Source organism: Bradyrhizobium sp. CCBAU 53340, assembly GCF_015291645.1.
In the GTDB taxonomy this organism is placed as follows: domain Bacteria; phylum Pseudomonadota; class Alphaproteobacteria; order Rhizobiales; family Xanthobacteraceae; genus Bradyrhizobium.
Genome location: NZ_CP030055.1, coordinates 7,575,240 through 7,595,871 on the forward strand (window position 1 = coordinate 7,575,240; position 20,632 = coordinate 7,595,871).

At 64.7% G+C, this 20,632-nt stretch carries 15 protein-coding genes; 11 read left to right on the plus strand and 4 right to left on the minus strand.

Going from position 1 to position 20,632, the window contains the following annotated elements:
- Window positions 1-62 precede the first annotated feature (62 nt).
- From XH89_RS35925 to XH89_RS35940, 4 genes are read left to right on the plus strand one after another with little or no spacing between them, the layout of a single operon-like run.
- Window positions 63-716 (plus strand): ABC transporter ATP-binding protein, encoded by a 654-nt coding sequence (locus XH89_RS35925; RefSeq protein ID WP_194464990.1) that lies wholly within the window; start codon window positions 63-65, stop codon window positions 714-716.
- Window positions 713-3,175: an ABC transporter permease gene (locus XH89_RS35930; protein ID WP_194464991.1), complete on the plus strand. Its 2,463-nt coding sequence runs from the start codon at window positions 713-715 to the stop codon at window positions 3,173-3,175. The genes XH89_RS35925 and XH89_RS35930 overlap by 4 nt, the downstream gene beginning before the upstream one ends.
- Window positions 3,165-4,247 (plus strand): lipocalin-like domain-containing protein, encoded by a 1,083-nt coding sequence (locus XH89_RS35935; RefSeq protein WP_194464992.1) that lies wholly within the window; start codon window positions 3,165-3,167, stop codon window positions 4,245-4,247. The genes XH89_RS35930 and XH89_RS35935 overlap by 11 nt, the downstream gene beginning before the upstream one ends.
- A gap of 30 nt (window positions 4,248-4,277) precedes the next feature.
- Window positions 4,278-4,664 (plus strand): MAPEG family protein, encoded by a 387-nt coding sequence (locus XH89_RS35940; RefSeq protein WP_194464993.1) that lies wholly within the window; start codon window positions 4,278-4,280, stop codon window positions 4,662-4,664.
- A 203-nt stretch (window positions 4,665-4,867) separates the two neighbouring features.
- Here XH89_RS35940 and XH89_RS35945 read toward each other — a convergent pair whose 3' ends face one another.
- The 3 genes from XH89_RS35945 to XH89_RS35955 all read right to left on the minus strand — a co-directional run bounded on the left by XH89_RS35945 (window position 4,868) and on the right by XH89_RS35955 (window position 10,748).
- Entirely contained in the window at window positions 4,868-6,058 is a 1,191-nt protein-coding gene (locus XH89_RS35945; RefSeq protein WP_194464994.1) for an ABC transporter substrate-binding protein, read from the minus strand.
- Between the two features lie 287 nt (window positions 6,059-6,345).
- A complete protein-coding gene (locus XH89_RS35950; RefSeq protein ID WP_194464995.1) occupies window positions 6,346-9,510 on the minus strand; it encodes an efflux RND transporter permease subunit in 3,165 nt (1,054 codons plus the stop codon).
- Window positions 9,507-10,748: an efflux RND transporter periplasmic adaptor subunit gene (locus tag XH89_RS35955; protein WP_194464996.1), complete on the minus strand. Its 1,242-nt coding sequence runs from the start codon at window positions 10,746-10,748 to the stop codon at window positions 9,507-9,509. Before XH89_RS35955 ends, XH89_RS35950 begins: the two co-directional genes overlap by 4 nt.
- A 462-nt stretch (window positions 10,749-11,210) precedes the next feature.
- Between XH89_RS35955 and XH89_RS35960 the strand changes: the two genes are divergently transcribed.
- From XH89_RS35960 to XH89_RS35990, 7 genes are all read left to right on the plus strand, one after another.
- Window positions 11,211-12,365, plus strand: a complete 1,155-nt coding sequence (locus XH89_RS35960) for an iron-containing alcohol dehydrogenase (RefSeq protein ID WP_194464997.1) — start codon at window positions 11,211-11,213, stop codon at window positions 12,363-12,365.
- 19 nt (window positions 12,366-12,384) lie between these two features.
- Window positions 12,385-13,935 carry an AMP-binding protein gene (locus XH89_RS35965; RefSeq protein ID WP_194464998.1) on the plus strand — a complete coding sequence of 517 codons (1,551 nt, stop codon included), beginning with the start codon at window positions 12,385-12,387 and terminating at the stop codon, window positions 13,933-13,935.
- A 400-nt stretch (window positions 13,936-14,335) separates the two neighbouring features.
- Window positions 14,336-15,934, plus strand: a complete 1,599-nt coding sequence (locus XH89_RS35970) for an ABC transporter substrate-binding protein (protein WP_194464999.1) — start codon at window positions 14,336-14,338, stop codon at window positions 15,932-15,934.
- A 38-nt stretch (window positions 15,935-15,972) separates the two neighbouring features.
- The gene (locus XH89_RS35975; RefSeq protein ID WP_194465000.1) at window positions 15,973-16,920 is read left to right on the plus strand and encodes an ABC transporter permease; all 948 of its coding nucleotides are present in this window, start codon (window positions 15,973-15,975) and stop codon (window positions 16,918-16,920) included.
- A 9-nt stretch (window positions 16,921-16,929) separates the two neighbouring features.
- The gene (locus tag XH89_RS35980; RefSeq protein WP_194465001.1) at window positions 16,930-17,823 is read left to right on the plus strand and encodes an ABC transporter permease; all 894 of its coding nucleotides are present in this window, start codon (window positions 16,930-16,932) and stop codon (window positions 17,821-17,823) included.
- Window positions 17,823-18,830: an ABC transporter ATP-binding protein gene (locus XH89_RS35985; RefSeq protein ID WP_194465002.1), complete on the plus strand. Its 1,008-nt coding sequence runs from the start codon at window positions 17,823-17,825 to the stop codon at window positions 18,828-18,830. The genes XH89_RS35980 and XH89_RS35985 overlap by 1 nt, the downstream gene beginning before the upstream one ends.
- Window positions 18,827-19,813 (plus strand): ABC transporter ATP-binding protein, encoded by a 987-nt coding sequence (locus tag XH89_RS35990; protein ID WP_194465003.1) that lies wholly within the window; start codon window positions 18,827-18,829, stop codon window positions 19,811-19,813. The genes XH89_RS35985 and XH89_RS35990 overlap by 4 nt, the downstream gene beginning before the upstream one ends.
- Here XH89_RS35990 and XH89_RS35995 read toward each other — a convergent pair.
- Window positions 19,785-20,597 carry a hypothetical protein gene (locus XH89_RS35995; protein ID WP_194465004.1) on the minus strand — a complete coding sequence of 271 codons (813 nt, stop codon included), beginning with the start codon at window positions 20,595-20,597 and terminating at the stop codon, window positions 19,785-19,787. The two genes, XH89_RS35990 and XH89_RS35995, sit on opposite strands and share 29 nt — an antisense overlap.
- Window positions 20,598-20,632: the final 35 nt, after the last annotated feature.

Here is a 20,632-nt window from a genome sequence, read left to right on the forward strand (position 1 = left end):
CCGGCATTTCCGCGACAAGTGTGCTACGCAGCATTGAGCTAATTCCGTCCGGCGAATTGATCTTGCTGAGCATCCGAAATCTTTCAAAGACCTTCTCCTCGGCCGGCGAGCCGGTGCATGTGCTGCGCGGCGTCGACCTCGACCTCGCCGCGGGCGAGCGCGTCGCGCTGACAGGCGAATCCGGCAGCGGCAAGAGCACGCTGCTGCACCTCATCGCGGGGCTGGATGCTGCCGATGGCGGCTCTATCCGGCTGGAAGATACCGAGATCACCGAGCTTGCCGATGCCGGCCGCGCCGAATTGCGCCGCGACCGGATCGGCCTGGTGTTCCAGCAGTTCAATCTGATCCCGAGCCTGTCGGTCGCCGACAACCTCGCCTTCCAGGCGCGGATCGCCGGCCGGCATGACGCGGCCTGGACGAAAGAGCTGGTGGAGCGGCTTGGGCTCGGCGGCCTGCTCAAGCGTTATCCCGAGCAATTGTCGGGCGGCCAGCAACAGCGGGTCGCAATCGGCCGGGCGCTGGCGACCAAGCCGTCGCTGCTGCTCGCGGACGAGCCGACGGGCAATCTGGACGAGGCCACCGCCGACGACGTGCTGGCGCTGACGCGCGACCTCGTTGCGCGCACCGGTTGCGGCTTCCTGATGGTGACGCACAGCTTGCATCTGGCCGGCACGCTCGACCGCCACATCGTGCTCCATGCGGGGCGGATCGCATGAAGCGCGCGCTGTGGGTGCTGGCGGTTCTGCTCAGCCATTGGCGACGGCACGGGATGCAGTTCGCGACACTTCTGATCGGACTGATCGCAGCGACCGCGCTGTGGAGCGGCGTGCAGGCGATCAACCAGCAGGCCCGCACCGCCTATGACCGCGCGGCGGCGACGTTTGGCGGCGTCCGCACGGCCACGCTGGTCGCGCCCGACGCGGCAACCTTCCCGCAAGACCTGTTCATCAGACTTCGCCGCGCAGGCTGGCCGGTCTCGCCGGTGCTGGAAGGCCGGGTCCAGATCAACGGACGCTCGATCCGGCTGCTCGGCATCGAGCCGGTGACGCTGCCTGTTGATGTCGGCAATGCGCCGCGCCTCGGTGCCGCCGATTTGAGCAGCTTCGTCGCCGCGCCCGGGCAGACGCTGGTGGCGCAGGAGACGCTCGGAGATTTGCACGAGGGCGAAGGTGGGATGCCGTCGATCAGCAGCGGCGCAAAGCTGCCGCCGCTGCATGTGCAGCCCCAGCTCGTGCCCGATGTGCTGGTGGTCGATATCGGCGTGGCGCAGCTTCTGCTCAACAAGCCGGATCAGGTCTCGCGCCTCTTGATCGGCAAGGCGAAGGGCAAGCCCGCGCCACTGCAAGGCGTCGTCGGTGAGCGATTAAAACGGATAGAGCCGACCGCGGAAACGGAGCTGGAACGGCTGACCGACAGTTTCCATCTCAACCTCACCGCCTTCGGCCTGCTGTCGTTCTTTGTCGGCCTCTTCATCGTCAACTCGGCCGTCGGCCTCGCCTTCGAGCAGCGACTGCCGATGCTGCGCACCTTGCGCGCCTGCGGCGCCTCGGCGCGGCTGGTCAACAGCGTGCTGGTGGTCGAGCTGGTCGCGCTGGCGCTGGTCGCCGGCCTGATCGGGCTCGTCTGTGGCTACTTCATCGCCGGTGCGCTGCTGCCCGACGTCGCGGCGTCGCTGCGCGGGCTCTATGGCGCGCAGATTCCGGGACAGCTTAGCCTGCGGCCTGAATGGTGGCTTGCCGGCATCGGCATCAGCGTTCTAGGCGCGATCGTGGCGGCCGCGACCAGCCTGATCAAGGCGATACGCATGCCGGTGCTGGCGACCGCGCAGCCGCGCGCCTGGCAGCAGCGGCAGCTTCGCTGGCTGGTGCTGCAAAGCGGAGCTGCCTGCGCCGTGCTCGCGGTCGCGCTTCTGCTGCTTCACTACGGGCAATCGCTGATCGCGGGATTTGGCGTGCTGGCGGCGCTGATGCTCGGCGCGGCGCTGATCCTGCCGGCGTTCCTCGAAATTCTTCTTCTCACAGGCCAACGACTTGCGCGCGGTCCGCTGGCACTGTGGTTCTGGGCCGACAGCCGACAGCAATTGTCAGGATTGTCGCTGGCCCTGATGGCGCTGCTGCTTGCACTTGCTGTCAATGTCGGCGTGTCCACCATGGTGGAAACCTTCAGCCGCACCTTTGTCGGCTGGCTCGATGGACGGCTCGCCGCCGACGTCTATATCAGCGCCGCCGACAATGCGCAGGCGATCGCGATCCGCAGCTGGCTGAAGGATCGCAGCGAAGTTCAGGCAATCCTGTCGGGCGGGCGCGCAGAGACCCAGGTTGAGGGCCAGCCGGTGGAATTGCTCGGCCTGCCCGACCACGCGCTCTATCGCGAGCGCTGGCCGCTGCTGGAGACCGCACCGCGTGCCTGGACCCAGCTCGCACCCGGCAATGCCGCCTTCATCAGCGAGCAGCTCAGCCGCCGGCTCAACGTCCGCGTCGGCGACGTCATCGAAGTTCCGGCGCCGGGCGGGACCTGGGAGCTCGACATCGTCGGCATCTATGCCGATTATGGCAATCCCAAGGGCCAGCTCGCGGTCAATGTCGCGGCGCTGATCCGGCAGTTTCCGCAAACACCGCAGACACGGATCGGGCTGATTGTTTCACGGGACAAGATTCCCGGCCTGATCGCGGCCCTGCAGAAACAATTCGCGCTCGACGATCGCGCCGTGGCCGACCAGGCGACGGTGAAGGCGGAATCGATCCGCATCTTCAATCGCACCTTTGCGGTGACTTCGGCGCTGAACGCCTTCACGCTCGGCGTCGCCGGCATCGCGCTGCTGACCAGCCTCTTGACGCTGGCGAATTCGCGCCTGCCGCAGCTCGCGCCGCTCTGGGCGATCGGCATCACCCGGCCGCGCCTTGCCGCGATCGAATTGACCAAGACGCTGTCGGTGGCGCTGTTCACCTCGCTACTGGCCGTGCCGCTCGGGCTATTAGTGGCGTGGTGTCTGATTACGATCGTCAACGTGAAGGCGTTCGGCTGGCGATTGCCGTTCCACGTGTTTCCGCTGCAACTGGTCGAGCTGGTCGCCGTCACATTGGTCGCCTCGTTGCTCGCCGCGCTGCTGCCGGTGCTGCGGCTGGCGCGGATGCAGCCGGCAAGCCTCGTCAAGGTGTTTGCCAATGAGCGCTGACAAACTCTCGCGGCGCGCCTTTGCCGGCGGTATCGCCTCTCTTGCTTTCGCGCGCCGCGCCGGCGCGCAGGGCTATGCCGGACTCGGCGAGAGCGCCGACGGCTTTGCGAAGGTCACGCCTGGAAAGGCATTTACCTTTCCAACCGATCATGGGCCGCATCCGGAGTTTCGCATCGAATGGTGGTATCTGACGGCGAACCTCGTCGACGGCAGTGGCGCCGCTTGCGGGCTGCAGTGGACGCTATTCCGCCAAGCCGCAAAGCCGGGGCCGCAAGGCGACGGCTGGGCCAATCAGCAGATCTGGATGGCGCACGCCGCGGTGACGCGCGCCGACACCCATCGCTTCAACGAGCTGTTTTCACGCGGCGGCATCGGTCAGGCCAATGTCGAGGCAAAACCATTTTCGGCGTGGATCGACGATTGGGAGATGAAGGGGTCCGAGCGCACCGACGATCGGACCTTGTCGCCCCTGACGTTGAAGGCTTCAGGTACGGATTTCAGCTACGCACTGACGCTCGAGGCCGATCGCCCGGTGGTGTTGCAGGGCGACGGAGGCTACAGCCGCAAATCCGAGCGCGGGCAGGCGTCGTACTATTACAGTCAGCCATTCTACCGCGCGCGCGGCACGCTCAACATCGGCGACATCAAGGTCGAGGTCTCAGGCCAGGCCTGGATGGACAGGGAATGGAGCAGCCAGCCGCTCGACACTGATCAAACCGGCTGGGACTGGCTGTCGCTGCATCTGTCCTCCGGCGACAAGCTGATGCTGTACCGACTGCGCCAGAAGGACGGCAAGAATTATCCGTTCGGCAACTGGATCAGCGCCAGCGGCGAGACGCAGATGATCGCGGGCGGCGATATCCGGATGAGTCCGAAGGCGACAGCCGAGGTCGCGGGCCGCAAGCTGCCGGTGGAATGGCAGATCGCAATCCCCTCGCGCTCGTTCTCGATTGCCTGCAAGCCGCTCAATCCGAAGGCCTGGATGGGGACCGGCTTCTCCTATTGGGAAGGGCCGATCAGCTTTACGGGCACGCACGACGGCGTTGGCTATCTCGAGCTGACCGGCTATTGAAGCGCGGTCCGTTTGAAGGGATTTTTCGCGATGTATCATCTCACCGCCCTCGTTACGCTGCTGGCGATTGCATTCTATTTCTTCACCTGCATCAACGTCTCACGCTCGCGCGCCAGGACCGACGTCAAGGTGCCGGCGATGTCGGGGCATCCGGATTTCGAACGCGCCTTCCGCATCCAGATGAACACGCTGGAATGGATGCCGATCTTCCTGCCGGCGCTCTGGCTGTTCGCGATCTATGTCAGCAACGCCGGCGCGGCAGCGATGGGCGCAGTCTGGATCGTCGGCCGCATCGTCTACTTCATCGGCTATTCGCAAGCCGCCGCCAAGCGCGGCCCGGGCTTTGCGATCCAGGGCATCGCCGCGATTGCGCTGTGGGCGGGGGCGCTGGGGGCGGTGGTGCTGAAGTTGGTGTGAGGCAACGGCGGCGTCATACATTCCGCTGTCGTCCCGGACAAGCGCAGCGAAGCGGAGCGCCGATCCGGGACCCATAACCACCGGGAGTGGTTTGGCGAAGTCTCGGAGTTACCAGCTCGCGCCGCGACTTCTCCCTGGGGTTATGGATCCCTGCGTTCGCGGGGACGACACCGAGAGTGGAGCGCCGGCGCTGGCTCGCCCAGCTACTTCGTCAGCGGGCAGCCGCTGTCCTTGGCGGTGAAGAAGGCCTGGTCGCCGGGGACCACGGCGAGCTGCTTGTAATAGTCCCACGGCTTCTTCGACTCGGACGGCTTCTTGACCTCGAACAGATACATGTCGTGGACCATGCGGCCGTTCTCGAGCACCTTGCCCTTGGCGAAGGCGTCGTCGACCGGCAGCTCCTTCAGCTTCTTGGCGACCGCGTCCGTATCCTTGGTGCCGGCGGCCTTAACCGCCTTCAGATAGCTCAGCGTCGCCGAATAAGTGCCCGCGTGGATCATGCTCGGCATTCGCCCGGTGCGCTTGAAGAAGCGTTCGGAGAAGGCGCGCGTGGTGTCGTCATGATCCCAGTAGAAACCTTCGGTCAGCACCAGGCCTTGCGCCGCCTGCAAGCCGAGACCATGCACCTCGGCGAGCGTCATCAAGAGGCCAGCGAGCTTCTGCCCGCCGGAGACGATGCCGAATTCGGCCGCTTGCTTGATCGAGTTGGTGGTGTCCTGGCCGGCATTGGCGAGGCCAACGATCTTCGCCTTCGAGCTCTGCGCCTGTAGCAGGAACGAGGAGAAGTCCGAGGAATTGAGCGGCACGCGAACCGAGCCCAGCACCTTACCGCCATTGGCGGTGACGATTTCGCTGGTGTCCTTTTCCAGCGCGTAGCCGAAGGCGTAATCGGCGGTGAGGAAGAACCAGCTGTCTCCGCCTGCTTTCGTCAGCGCGCCGCCGGTGCCGACCGCGAGCGCGTGGGTGTCGAACGCCCAGTGGAAGCCGTAAGGCGAGCACGCAGAGCCGGTGATGCTCGACGTGGCTGCGCCGACCACGATGTCGATCTTCTTTTTTTCCTTCGACAGGTCCTGCACGGCGAGTGCCACCGACGACGTCGTCAGCTCGGTGATCATGTCGACATTGTCTGCGTCATACCAGCGGCGCGCGATGGAGGTGGCGAGATCGGGCTTGTTCTGGTGATCGGCGGTGACCATCTCGATCTTCTGGCCGAGCACCTCGCCGCCAAAATCCTCGATCGCCATCTTGGCCGCTTCGACCGAGTACTTGCCGCCGTAATCGGCGTAGACGCCGGACTGATCGTTGAGAATGCCGATCTTGACGCCTTGCGCAGAGGCCGGCGCGGCCAACAACAGAGCCGACGTCGCGACAGCGGCCAAAAGTGCTGATTTCATCTTTTATCTCCCAGCAGTGTTCTGTTTTGAAATCGCGCGGAGTGTAGTGAAGAACCCCGGCGATGCCCATCCATTTCGTGTTGGCCGTTGGTATGGAGGCGTCGCGGCAAAACGAGCTGTCGTCCCGGGGCGCGCGTAGCGCGAGCCCGCGACCCATAACCACAGGGAGCGGCTTGGCGAAGACTCGGAGTTAACAGTGTCGCGCCACACTCCTCCCTAGGGGTATGGATCCCCCCGCCTTCGCGGGGATGACACCGAGGGCATGGAAACAGAGGTGACCACAGCAATCAGCCCGCCACCCCCGCCCCCTTCTCGTTCCGCCCTTCCGACAGGTTCCGCACCACCACATAGAATATCGGCGTGAACATCAGGCCGAACAGCGTGACGCCGATCATGCCGAAGAACACGGCGACGCCGACGGCCTGACGCATCTCCGAGCCTGAGCCGGACGAGATCACCAGCGGCAACACGCCGAGGATGAAGGCGAAGGACGTCATCAGGATCGGTCGCAGCCGCAGGCGGCAGGCCTCGATCACCGCCTCCAGCCGCGGCTTGCCCTCCTTCTCGATGTCGCGCGCGAATTCGACGATCAGGATCGCGTTCTTCGCCGCCAATCCCACCAGCACGACGAAGCCGATCTGGGTGAGAATGTTGACGTCCTGCCCCATGATGCGCACGCCGATGGTGGCAGCTAACAGGCACATCGGCACGATCAGGATCACCGCGAACGGCAAGGTCCAGCTGCCATATTGCGCGGCGAGCACGAGATAGACGAACAGCACGCAGATCGGGAACACGTAGAGGCCGGCATTGCCGCCGTTGATCTGCTGATAGGACAGATCGGTCCACTCGAAGGTGAAGCCGCTCGGCAAGGTGTCGTCGGCGAGTTTCTTGATGGCGTTGAGCGCGGTCGTCGAGCTCGTGCCCGGCGCCGGCTCGCCCTGGAGTTCGGACGCCGCGTAGAGATTGTAGCGAGCGACGCGGTCGGGGCCCGAGACGTCCCTGAAGTCGACCACGCTGCCCAGCATCACCATGTCGCCGGAGGCGTTGCGCGTGCGTAGGCGCGCAAGATCGGCAGGCTCTTTCCGGAACGGGAAATCAGCCTGCGCGGTGACGTGATAGGTACGGCCGAACAGGTTGAAGTCGTTGACATAGGTCGATCCGAAATAGGTCTGGATCGTGTCGTTGATGTTCGAGATCGGCACGCCAAGTTTCTGTGCCTTGGTGCGGTCGATGTCGACGAACATCTGCGGCGTATTGGCCGAGAACGGCGAGAACACCGTGGGGGCAAGGAGCGCGGGCGATTTGCGCGCGGCGGCGACGAGTTCGTCGGTTGCCGACGCCAGCAGCTCCGGCCCGCGGCCCTGCCGGTCCTGGATGCGAATGGTGAAGCCACCGCCGGTGCCGATGCCGGGCACGGCCGGCGGCGGAATCACGATGATGAACGCGCCCTGGATCGCGGCAAGGCGTTTTCGTAGTTCGCCGGTGATAGCGTTTGCGGTCAGGCCCTTCTTCAGACGGACCTCGGGCTCGTCGAATACCGGGAACAGCGCGGCAGCATTCCCCGCCTGCGTGCGCGTGGCGCCCGAGAAGCCGGCGAAGGCGGCGACGCGGATGATGCCGGGCGTATCGAGCGAGATCCGCTCGATTTCCCGCACGATCTCGGTGGTTCGCGCCAGCGACGCCGCACCCGGCAACTGCACCGAAATGATGACGTAACCGCGGTCCTGCGCGGGGATGAAGCCCTGCGACGTCGTCCCGATCAGCCAGCCTGCGCTGCCGATGAGCACGACATAGATCAGCAGCATCACCACCGAGTGCCGGATCACGAAGTTCGCGACGCCGGCATAGCCATGCGAGAGGCGCTCGAAGACGCGGTTGAAGGCGCCCGTGAAGGCGCCCCAGCCGCGCGCGAGCAGATTCCAGGCAGCGGGCGGCCGCTTCTCCTCATGCGTCTTGAGAATCTGCGAGGCCAGGGCCGGCGATAGCGTCAGCGAGCAGAAGCAGGAAATCGCGGTCGCAACCGCGATGGTCACAGCAAACTGCTGGAAGAACTGACCGGATATGCCGCCGAGGAACGCCGTCGGCACGAACACCGCGCAGAGCACCAGCGCAATCGAGACCAGCGCGCCGCCGACTTCCTCCATGGTCTTCAGCGCCGCGTCGCGTCGACTAAGGCCGTGCTCGAGGTGTCGCTCGACATTCTCGACCACGACGATGGCGTCGTCGACCACGATCCCGACAGCGAGCACGAGCCCGAACAGCGTGAGATTGTTGATGGAGAAGCCGAGCGCCGCCATCACCGCGAAGGTGCCGACCAGCGACACGGGAATCGCGATGATCGGGATGATCGCCGGCCGCCAGCCCTGCAGGAACACCAGCACGACGACCACCACGAGCAGCATGGCCTCGTAGATGGTCTTGATCAGCTCGTGGACGGACTGCGCGATGAACTCGGTGGGGTTATAGCCGATGTTGTAGTCGAGGCCCTTCGGGAAGCTCTCCTTGAGCTTCGTCATGGTGTCGGAGATGTGCTTGGCCGTTGCGAGCGCGTTCGAACCCGGCCGCTGCGTCACCAGCATGGCGACTGCGGATTTGCGCAGCAGGAAGCTGTTGGTCGAATAGGCGAGCGCGCCGAGCTCGATACGGGCGACGTCGCGCAGGCGCACCGTGCGGCCGTCAGAGCCGGCCTTGATCAGGATGTCCTCGAACTGTTTCTGATCTTTCAACCGTCCCGTGAAAACCAGATTCGGCTGGAATGCGCGGTCGGCGATCGGCGGCTCTGCGATCTGGCCGCCGGCAATCTGCACGTTCTGGGCACGGATCGCGGCCAGCACCTCGGTCGAGGTCAGGCCGAGATTGGCGATGCGATCGGGATCGAGCCACAGCCGCATCGAATAGTCGCGCGCTCCGAAGATCTGGATGTCGCCGACGCCGTCGATGCGCAGCAGCTGGTCCCGAACCTGGAGCAGCGCATAGTTGGAGATATAGAGCTGGTCGAAGGTGTCGTCCGGCGACAGCATGAACACGACCATCAGGATGTCGGGCGAGTTCTTGCGGGTGACGACGCCATTGCGCTGCACCTCGTCCGGCAGCTGCGGCTGCGCGATAGCGACGCGGTTCTGCACCAGCACCTGGGCCTTGTCGAGGTCGGTGCCGAGCTTGAAAGTGACGGTGATGGTGAGCTGGCCGTTCGAGGTCGCCTGGCTGTACAGATACAGCATGTCTTCGACGCCGTTGATCTGCTGCTCGATCGGAGCGGCAACGGTGTCGGACACGGTTTGCGCCGAGGCGCCCGGATATTGCGTGGTGACGACGACGGTCGGCGGCACCACTTGCGGATATTCGGAGATCGGCAGCGTCGAATAAGCGAGCGCACCGACGATCAGGAGCACGATCGACAGCACCATCGCCAGGATGGGCTGGTTGATGGAGAGACGACCAAGGTTCATGGCTTGTCACCAGCCTTGCCACCGGCCGGCGCTTGAGCGGTTTGCGGGGTGACCTTGGCACCGACGCGGGCGCGCTGGATGCCGTTGACGATGACGCGGTCCTCGGCCTTCAGCCCTTCGCGGATCACGCGCAGGCCGTCCTCGAGCGGCCCGAGCACCACGGGCCGCGCCTCGACCGTATCGTCGGGCTTCACCACGAACACAATCTTGCGCGACTGGTCGGTTGCAACAGCGGCATCTGGAACCAGCAGCGCCTCGTAAGGCGCGCTGCCGATCAACCTGACACGGCCGAACTGGCCGGGCAGAATCGACAGATCGGTGTTCTTGACCACCGCGCGGCTGCGCAGCGTGCCGGTGGAGACATCGAGGCGGTTGTCGAGGAAGTTGACCGAGCCCTCATGCGAAGGCTTGGTTTCGCCGGCGAGCGTCACCTGTACGGGGTTTGCGGTGTCGCGTGAGCTCGGGCGCTTACCCTCGAACCAGAGCTTGCTGTATTTGATGAAGGTGGTCTCATCCATGTCGAAATAGATGTAGATCGGGTCCATCGTCACGATCGACGTCAGCAAGGTCGAGGAGGCGTTATCGCTACCCTGCACGAGATTGCCGGGACTGACGAGGTGGCGGCTGACGCGGCCGGTGATCGGCGCGGTGACATGGGTGAACTCGATGTTGAGCCGGGCGGCCTTCAATGCACCTTCGGCCTGGGTCTCGGCGGCGTGCGCGGCCTGCAAGGCCTGGCGGCGCTGGTCGACGGCCTGCTCGGAGACGGCGCTGGTCTGCACCAGGTTCAGGCCGCGATCGAGCTCGCGCTTGGCAAGTTCCACCTTGGCGCGCGCGTCGGAGAGCTGGCCGTCGGCCTGCTCGGCTACTGCCTCGAACGGGCGCGGGTCGATGACGTAGAGCAGATCGCCCTGATGCACGATCGCGCCGTCCTGGAACTCGACCGAGTTGACGAAGCCGCCGACACGGGGGCGCACCTGCACCTCTTCGACCGCCTCGAAGCGTCCGGTGTACTCGTCCCAATCGGTGACGGTGCGCTTGACCGGCTGGGCCACGGTCACCGGCGGGGGCGCCGGCGCGGCCGCTTGCGAGGTCGGCTGGCCGCAACCGCTGAGCGCGAAGGCCGCGGCGAGAAGGCCGGCCAAGGCGTAAGGCTTGGCATAGGGTTTGGCATGAAGCTTGGGCCAAACGAAATCGTGCGTCTTGGCAAATTGCTCGCTTCCATCCGGTCCGCTCATCCCAGGCCCTCGCATCAAACCCGCAGAAAGCACAGGGTACGCCTTTACCTGCGGGCGCCACAAGATGGGTGGCAATGATGAACTCTTCAAGACCAATACGTGGGCAATGCTCCGGAGACGCCCTGGTCTGATGGCGGGTTGACATGGAGAGATAGGTGCCGACGGCAATCGGTCAGCGTCAGGTTGGCAATGGTGCAACGGCATCCATCACCCTCCCCTGGAGGGGGAGGGTCGCAACGCATGGAGCGAAGCGGAATGCGATGCGGGGTGGGGTGATCTCTCCACACGGGCACTGTTGGACGTAGAGAGACCGTCACCCCACCCCGCTCGCGCTGCGCGCGATCGACCCTCCGCCTCCAGGAGAGGGTAAGAAAGCGCCAGCGTCTTCGCACATGACGGGCTCTGTGGGCTCGGCTAGATTACTCCTTGCAAAACAAGACGAATTGTCCGGGGAGGACAGGCGTGCATCAGGGACGTGTCGTTTACGGCGCGATCGAGGAGGTCGTGTTCGGCCATCCGGCGACTGAGGCGATCGTCGCCCAAATGGACCGGCTAGGCACAAGCCGCGCCTTCCTGATGGTCTCGGGCACGCTGAACCGTCAGACCGACGAAATCTCAAAAATCGTCCAGGCGCTCGGCCCGCGCTGCGCCGGGCTGTTCGATGCGATGCCGGCGCACACGCCGCGCGAGGCGGTGATCGCGGCCACCAATGCCGCGCGCGCCGTCGACGCCGACCTGATCGTCACAGTCGGCGGCGGCTCGATCACCGACGGGGCCAAGGCGGTGCAGCTCTGTCTTGCCAACGGCATCGACGCGATCGAGGGGATCGACCGCATCCGCGTGCACAAGGGCGTCGCCCCCGAGATGACCGCGCCAACAGTGCGCCAGATCAGCGTGCCGACCACCATTGCCGGCGGCGAGTTCTCGTCGATTGCCGGCGTGACCGACCGCAGCACGCATGTGAAGCAGATGCTGCGCCACCCGCTCACGGTGCCGCGCGCGACCATCCTCGACCCCGCCATCACCGTGCACACGCCGGAATGGCTGTTCCTCTCCACCGGTGTCCGCGCCATCGACCATTGCGTCGAGGCGATCTGCTCGCACGAGACGCATCCTTACGCCGACGCACAATCGGTGAAGGGTCTCGCCATGCTCGCCGACGCGCTCCCGCGGGTGAAGGCCGACCCCAAAGATCTCGACGCGCGGATGGACGCGCAGATCGGCACCTGGCTGTCGATGGGCGCGCTCGCAGCCGGCGTGCCGATGGGGGCGAGCCACGGCATCGGCTATGTGCTGGGCGCGGCGTTCGACGTGCCGCACGGACACACCTCCTGCGTCATGCTGCCGGCGGTGATGCGCTGGAACGCGAGTGCCAATGCCGAACAGCAGATGATCGTCGCCGCTGCAATGGGCTTTCCCGGCCACAACGCCGCCGACGTGCTCGATGCCTTCATCCGCTCGCTCGGCATGCCGCGTCGTCTTGCCGATGTCCGCGTCTCGCCCGAGCATTTCGATGGCATTGCCGAACAGGCGATGCGCACCAACTGGATCCCCCGCAATCCGCGCAAGATCGAGAACCCTGCGCAGATTCGCGAAATCCTTGATCTCGCCGCATGACATTTCGCCCGGAGGACTGATGTACCCAGGTCTGCATGCCCGCCTGCGCCCGCTTCAGCCTGCCTTCATCATGGCGTCGACTGGCGAGGCCGTCACCTATCGCGAGCTGGACGCGCGCAGCAATCGCCTCGCGCATCTGTTTCGCCAGCACGGATTGAAGCGGCTCGATCACTACTCGATCTTCATGGAGAACAATTCCAGATATCTCGAAGCCTGCTGCGCGGGCGAGCGCTCCGGCCTCTATTACACCTGCATCAACTCGTTCCTCACCGCGGGCGAGCTCTCCTATCTCCTGACCAACAGCCAGTCGAAAATCCTGATCACATCGGTGGCAAAGCTCGGCATCGCGCGCGATGCGATTCAGGCCTGCCCCGACGTCAAGCTCTGCATCGTCGCCGACGGCCCCGGCGAGAGCGACCGCATCGTGGGCCTTGCCGACGTCACCGCGGATCTGCCGAAGACGCCGGTTGCGGACGAGTGGCTCGGCACCGCGATGCTGTATTCCTCCGGCACGACGGGACGACCGAAGGGAATCCTGCGGCCACTGCCGGAGGAGCCGCCCAGGCACAATCTGCCGCTGTTCGATTTCCTGATAAAACTCTGGCACTACCGCGAGGGCATGGTCTACCTGTCGCCGGCGCCGCTCTACCACTCGGCACCGCAGGCCGCGGTCAATCTCACGATCCGCATGGGCGGCACCGCGGTGATCATGGAACATTTCGATCCCGAGCGTTACCTCCAGCTGGTGCAACAATGGGGCATCACCCATACCCAGCTGGTGCCGACGATGTTCTCGCGGATGCTGAAGCTGCCGGAAGAGGTGCGCAAGCGCTACGATTTGTCGTCACTCGAGATCGCGATCCACGCCGCGGCGCCCTGCCCGGCGCTGGTCAAGGACGACATCATCAAATGGTGGGGCCCTATCGTCCACGAATATTACGGCGCCACCGAAGGCCTCGGCTTTACTGCCTGCAACAGCGAGGAATGGCTTAGCCATCGCGGCACCGTCGGCAAGGTGCTGCTCGGCGATCTCCACATTCTCGACGAGAACATGCAGCCATGCCCGACCGGCACGCCCGGCCAGGTCTGGTTCAAGACGGCATCGCCATTCGAATATTTCAACGATCCGGAAAAGACCAGGGAAGCGCGCTCGGCCGACGGCAGCATGAGCACGGTCGGCGACGTCGGCTATGTCGACGAGGACCGCTTCCTTTATCTCACCGACCGCGCCACCTTCATGATCATCTCGGGCGGAGTGAACATCTATCCGCAGGAATGCGAGAATTTGCTGATCACCCACCCGAAGGTCGCGGACGCCGCGGTGTTCGGCGTGCCCAATGCCGATCTCGGCGAGGAGGTGAAGGCCGTGGTGCAGCCGATGCCCGGCGTGATGCCGGGGCCCGCGCTTGCCGAGGAGCTGATCGCCTTCTGCGGGCAGTCGCTGTCGCGGCAGAAGGTGCCGCGTTCGGTGGATTTCGAGAAGGAATTGCCGCGGCTCCCGACGGGGAAGCTGTACAAGCGGCTGCTGAGGGACCGGTACTGGGGGAACAAGACGTCACGGATCGTGTGAGGGTGAGCCTGCAAACTCCACTGTCATCCCGGACAAGCGCGCCTTGAGCGCGCGCCGGTCCGGGATCCATAACCACGGGCCGCGGCTGTCGCACGAGTTCGCAGCTCCGAATCTTCGCCAAATTCCTCCCCGTGGCTATGGGTCCCGGATCGGCGCTTCGCTTGTCCGGGACGACGGCGGAGGCTGTTGAGCTAGCAACGCACAACATCGCGCAGGAACCATCCGTTCGCACCTGCACTCTCACATTGTGAAAGTGTGAAACGCCCTGCGGCCTTCTGTCATCCGAATTGTCGAGACAGCGCGAGTCCTTGCCGGTTGCTTCCCTCCACGCGCCTCGGCTATCGTCCTGACAAACAGGCCAGAAAAGGCCCAAGAGACTAATGTCCAGGGAGGACCGAGGATGCGGAGCGTGTGGGCGCTCGCCGCGACGGCGGCGCTGTCTTGGCTGGCGTTTTCGACTACGACATTCGCTGGCGAGCCCAAGCAGGGCGGAATCCTGCGGATGTATCACCGTGACAGCCCGGCCAATGCCTCCATCCTCGAGGCCGCGACCTATTCGGTCAATGTGCCGTTCATGGGGGTGTTCAACAATCTCGTCATCTACGATCAGCACATCGCGCAGAACAGCCCGGATACACTCAGGCCTGAGCTCGCCGAGAGCTGGTCCTGGAGCAGTGACAACAAGAAACTGACGTTCAAGCTCCGCCAGGGCGTCAAATGGCACGACGGCAAGCCGTTCACGTCGGCCGACGTCAAATGCACGTTCGATCTCCTGATGGGCAAGTCGCAGCAGAAGCTGCGGCAGAACCCGCGCAAGGCCTGGTACAGCGAGGTCGACGACGTCTCGCCAAGCGGCGACTTCGAGGTCACCTTCGATCTGAAGCGGCCGCAGCCCTCGCTGCTGGCGATGCTGGCGTCCGGCTATACGCCGATCTACCCCTGTCACGTCTCGCCGGCGGACATGCGCACCCATCCGATCGGGACCGGCCCGTACAAATTCGTCGAGTTCAAGGCCAATGAATCGATCAAGCTGACACGCAATCCGGACTATTGGAAGAAGGGCCTGCCCTATCTCGACGGCATCGAATACACCATCATCCCGAACCGCTCGACCGCGATTCTCGCCTTCGTCGCCGGCAAGTTCGACATGACGTTCCCGACGCATATCACCATCCCGCTGCTGAAGGACATCAAGTCGCAGGCGCCGAACGCGGTCTGCGTCGTCGAGCCGACCAACGTCTCGACCAACATCATCGTCAATTCGAGCTCTCCGCCGTTCGACAACATCGATATCCGCCGTGCGATGTCGCTCGCGCTCGATCGCAAGGCCTTCATCGACATCCTGTTCGAAGGCCAGGCCGACATCGGCGGCACCATGCTGCCGCCGCCGCAAGGCATCTGGGGCATGCCCAAGGACAAGCTCGAGACCATTCCGGGTTACGGTAAGGACGTGAACGCAAACCGCGAGGAAGCCAAGAAGCTGATGCAGAAGGCGGGTTACGGCCCCGACAAGCACCTCGCGGTGAAGGTTTCGACGCGCAACCTCGCCGAATATCGCGATCCCGCGGTGATCCTGATCGACCAGCTCAAGAGCATCTATATCGATGGCGAACTCGATGTCGTGGAGACCGCCAACTGGTTCCCGAAGGTTGCGCGCAAGGACTACATGCTCGGCCTCAATTTGACCGGCAATTCCGTCGACGATCCCGACCAGTCCTTCTACGAGAACTATTCCTGCGGTTCGGAGCGGAACTACACCAACTATTGCAACAAGGAGATCGAGAAGCTGTTCGACGTACAGTCGCAGGAGATCGACATCTCCAAGCGCAAGCCGCTGGTCTGGGACATCGACAAGAAGCTGCAGGAGGACGTCGCCCGTCCGATCATCTTCCATGCGCGGGCCGGCACCTGCTGGCAGCCCTATGTCAAGGGCATCACGATCATGTCGAACAGCTCCTATAACGGATTTCGCTACGAGGATGTGTGGCTGGACAAATAGTGCGGCAGGCTGAAAACTAGGAGCGCGGAGGGCGAAGGATGTTTGCCTATCTGGTGCGGCGCCTGTTCCTGATGCTCGTGACCCTGTTGGGGATCTCGGTCGTCATCTTCGTCCTGCTGCGCATCGTGCCCGGCAACATCGTCGACATCCTGTTCGCCGCGGCCGGCTATGTCGATCCCGCCGACAAGGTCGATTTGGAGAAACAGCTCGGCATCGATCAGCCGCTGGTGGTGCAATATCTGCACTGGATCGGCGGCCTGCTGCACGGCGATCTCGGCTATTCCTATGTCTCGGAGAAGCCCGCGCTTCAGGAGATCCTGCCGCGGATCCCGATTACCGCGCGGCTCGCCGGCCTGGCGCTGCTGTTCTCGGCCTCGATCGGCATTCCGCTTGGCGTCATCAGCGCGGTCAAGCAGGGCTCGCGGATCGACTACGCCTTGCGCGTGGTGAGCCTCAGCGGATTGTCGTTGCCCTCTTTCTGGCTCGGCCTGCTGGTTCTGACCGCGTCCGTCGCCATGTTTGGGCAGATGCCGATCTTCAATCCCAATCCGCAGAGTATCGGCGAGGCCTTCGCGACCTACTGCATTCCGGCGATGGTGGTCGGTTTCCGCAGTTCGGCACTGACCATGCGCATCACGCGGTCCTCGATGCTGGAGGTGCTACGGCAGGACTATATCCGCACCGCGCGCGCCAAGGGCGCGTCTGACGCTGCGGTGAACTATCACCACGCGCTGAAGAACGCGATCCTGCCCGTGATCACCGTGATCGGCATCGAGGCGGCGTTCCTGATCGGCGGCCTCATCGTCACCGAGACCGTGTTCAACATCCCCGGCGTCGCCCGCTTCCTGGTCGAGGCGATCCGGTGGCGCGACTATCCGATCGTGCAGAACCTCGTGATGTTCATCGCGGTGGTGGTGGTCAGCGCAAACTTCATCGTCGACATGCTCTATGCGGTGTTCGACCCGCGCATCAGGTACACGGATTAGGAGATCAGCTTGGCCGCGATCGACTTCGACGTTGAACTGAGGCGGGCGGGCGCGCATGCCACCGGCGGCTGGCGGCGCGTGCTGTTCCTGGCGCAGCGGCATGTGCTGGGCGCGGCCGGGCTCACCATCATGACGGTGTTCGTGCTCACCGCAATCTTCGCCGATTTCATCGCGCGCTATGATCCCCTGACGGTCGATGCCGCGCACGCATTGGCGCGCCCGAGCTGGGCGCACTGGATGGGGACTGATTCGTTCGGCCGTGACGTGTTCAGCCGCATCATCCATGGCGCGCGGATCTCGCTCGCGGTCGGCCTCGGCTCGACCGCGCTCGGCGGTTCGATCGGCGTGATCGTGGGGCTGACCTCCGGCTATCTCTCCGGCTGGGTCGATCTTCTGTTCCAGCGCGTCTCCGACATCCTCCAGGCGCTGCCGCTGCTGGTGCTGGCACTGGTGATGACCGCCGCGCTCGGCCCGTCGCTGCCGAATGTCATCCTTGCCATCGCCATTCCGCTGATCCCGACGGTGGCGCGCGTCACCCGCGCCAACACGCTGGCGCTGCGCGAGCAGCCATTCGTCGAGGCCGCCAAATCGATCGGCATGAGCGAGGTGCGCATCGCGCTCCGCCACGTGCTGCCGAACACGCTGGCGCCGCTGATCGTGCTGGCGACCGCCCAGCTCGGCTCGACCATCCTCACTGAAGCTTCGCTCTCCTTCCTGGGCCTCGGCATCCCCGAGCCTTATCCGTCCTGGGGCCGCATGCTCTCGGAATCCGCCGCCGAATATGTCCGCACCGCGCCATGGCTGGTGATCTTCCCGGGCATCGCCATCAGCCTCGCCGTATTCGGTGCAAATCTGTTCGGTGACGCCCTGCGCGACATCCTCGATCCTCGGCAGCGCGGCTGATGGCACAAAGATCCGATCTCGTGCTCGACGTGAAGAACCTGAAGACGGTGTTCTTCACCAACTCCGGCCTGTTCAAGGCCGTGGACGACATCTCCTTCACCGTCAAGCGCGGCGAGACGCTCGCGATCGTCGGCGAATCCGGCTGCGGCAAGAGCGTCACCGCGCTGTCCTTGATGCGGCTGGTGCCGGATCCGCCCGGCCGCATCGTCGGCGGCTCGGTCTCGCTGGAAGGTACCGACCTGCTGGCGCTGGATGAAGCGGAGATGCGCAAGATCCGCGGCAACCGCATCTCCATGATCTTCCAGGAGCCGATGACCTCGCTCAATCCCGTGATGCGGATCGGCGACCAGATTGTCGAGGCGGTGCGGCTGCACCGGAATTTGTCGACCAAGGAAGCGCGCAATATCGCGGTCGAGATGCTGCGGCTGGTGCGCATCCCCGAGCCGGCGCGGCGGGCGAAGGAATATCCACATCAGCTCTCCGGCGGCATGCGCCAGCGCGCGATGATCGCGATGGCGCTGGCCTGCCGGCCGGCGCTGCTGATTGCGGACGAACCGACCACCGCGCTCGACGTCACCATCCAGGCGCAGATCCTGGCGCTGATCCTCGATCTGCAGAAGGAGCTCGGCACCGGTCTCGTGCTGATCACGCACGATCTCGGCGTCGTCGCACAGACCGCACAGCGCGTCATCGTGATGTATGCGGGGCGGAAGGTGGAGGAAGCCGGTGTCGAGGCGCTGTTTGCCGCGCCGAAGCATCCCTATACGCGCGGATTGATGGCCTCGATCCCGGCGGTGCCGGCGGCGGGCGTCGCCGCACCGGCGCGGCTCAACGAGATTCCCGGCACCGTACCGTCGCTGGTACGGCTGCCGAAGGGCTGCGCCTTCGCACCGCGCTGCCCGCTCGCCATCAAACGCTGCGAGGCCGAATATCCGCCGCTGATGGATTGGGGCGGTGGCCATCTCGCGGCCTGCTGGCGCGCGGCTGAAGTGGCGGAGGTGGCATGAGCAAGGTGCTGCTCGAAGTGACCGAGCTGAAGAAGCACTATCCGGTGCGCGCCGGTGTATTGCGCCGGCAAGTCGGCACTGTCCATTCAGTCGATGACGTCTCGTTCTCCCTTGGTGCCGGCGAGACGCTCGGCCTCGTCGGCGAGTCCGGCTGCGGCAAGTCGACGGTGGCGCGCAGCGTGCTGCGGCTGGTCGAGCCGACGTCAGGCCAGATCCGCCTCGACGGTGAGGACATCACGCATCTGTCCAAGACAGAGCTGCGCCCGCATCGGCGGGCGATGCAGATCGTGTTCCAGGATCCATTCGCCTCGCTCAATCCGCGCATGACCGCGGGCGACATCGTCGGCGAGCCGCTTGCCGTCCACGGGATTGCGACCGGCCAGGCGCTGGAGGCGCGCGTTGCAAAATTGTTCGAGCAGGTCGGCTTGCGGCCTGACCAGATGCGCAACTTTCCGCATCAATTCTCCGGTGGCCAACGCCAGCGCATCTGTATCGCGCGGGCGTTGGCACTGGAGCCGCGCCTGATCGTCTGCGACGAGCCGGTCTCGGCGCTCGACGTCTCGATCCAGGCGCAGGTGATCAATCTCTTGGTCGACCTGCAAAAGCAGCACGGCTTTTCCTACCTCTTCATCGCGCATGACCTCGCCGTGGTCGCCCATATCAGCCACCGCGTCGCAGTGATGTATCTCGGCCGCATCGTCGAGATCGCCGACAAGGACGAGCTGTTCCGCAATCCCCGCCATCCCTACACCCAGGCCCTGCTCGCCTCGGTGCCGATCGCCAATCCGCTCGCAAAGAAGCTCGCGCCGCTGGTCGACGGCGACGTACCGAGCCCGGTCAATCCGCCGTCCGGCTGCGCGTTTCACACGCGCTGCCGGTTTGCGATGGAGCGTTGCAAGATCGAGCGCCCGGTGCTGATGAATGCAGGCGACGGGCATCAGGTGGCGTGCCTGCTCAATGAGGGAACGGGGCGAGGTCAGTAGGCCGCAACGCCCGGATTACCGGCCAGGCCGCGAGCGCTGCGGCCAGATGCTTGAGCGTGTGACCCGAGACGAGGTGCCCGGTCGCTTCGAAGATGGTCACATCGCCCAGCTCGAACAGCTTTGCCAGCACGTAGAAGACAATCACGCCGCCGAGCGGCACACCGATCGCGCCGGGCCGCGGCCGCGTCAACGCCAGCCCCAAGGCCAGCGCCATGCCGCCGTACTGCACGACCACCCATGGCGTAAGATTCTCACGCGCGACCCAGGCCGCGAGCAGGCCGGCGACCATCATCAGCACCAGCACCGCCTCGCCTGCACGCACGCTGATGCGCTCGCTGGCCGCGATGCCGAGAATGCCCGCGAAGGCCACCGCCATGCCGAGACGATCGGCCACGAGCCGCTGCGGCAGGTCGGGGTCGAGGTGATAGAAGCCTGACCCCAGGCACGTGAGGATCAATCCCACGAATAACCAGCTTGCACCCACCGGCGCATCTGGACGGGCACGCAATCGCTCGGAGCCCCAAACGCCCATTGCGAGAAAGGCGAGATTGCTCAGCACGTCGCCGGCGTTGGGGATGCCGAGCCAGGGGCGCGTGTCGACGAAATGCGGGATGTGCCAGCCGGCCGCCGGCAGCGCGGGACCGAAGAGAGCCGCGAGCGCCAGTACGACGAGCGCCCCCGTCAGATATTTTTCGCGGGCTTGCAGGGCAGCGAGCGAGAGGCGGCGGGACGCCGATGGGAGTACGGCAGCGGTCACTTGGGCGGAATCATCTGCGCGCGACATGCGGCCCTCTGAAAATTGAACATAGTTCATTATTT